We start from the raw sequence: 539 nt of genomic DNA, 5'->3' as shown, positions 1-539 counted from the left end.
CGTTTGGTAAAGTCGTTGGGTTCTAACGCCAGATCACCCGTCAAAAGCGCCATTAATAAACCATGTGGATCCGTAAAAGTCAGCTGGCTCCAGACCTGAGGATAAAGGCTACTATCAAGACTGGATAATGTCGCTCTACTCATAAATTTTTATTTCCTTCTTACATTGAATTATTATTTTGACGACATGGCTCTGATAGATATTTTTATACTTATATTATTGTTAAATATGCTTTTTTTACTATAACACGCCTTACTAATATAAAAATGTTTTGTGCTGAGCATTTTAATATTAAAATTATAAAATGAACCTCCATAAATGAAATGAAAACAAGAAGCTGCCGCCCATGATAAAAGACTGGCTAAAAATACCGTCACAATACCAATTACAGACTTTGAGCATCATCAAGACTGACGATACAATCATTCCTGTCTCTGTGATTGGCAAAGGCAGACCTGTCATTTTGCTCCATGCGTATGGCATGGATGCGCGCGAGTTTTTACCTTTTATATTGCCGCTTACTGACAAATACAGGTTTT

General features: G+C 36.4%; 1 protein-coding gene. It reads left to right on the top strand.

Annotation, left to right across the window (positions count from 1 at the left end; genetic code table 11):
• Nucleotides 1–346: 346 nt before the first annotated feature.
• The coding region (locus ACS8FD_RS23980) for an alpha/beta fold hydrolase (protein ID WP_439277687.1) at nt 347–539 on the top strand (193 nt) is incomplete at its 3' end.

This window comes from Psychrobacter sp. 1U2 (assembly GCF_051847575.1).
Note: the sequence above shows the minus strand (reverse complement) of the source record. Positions and strands in the feature narration are given on the sequence as shown.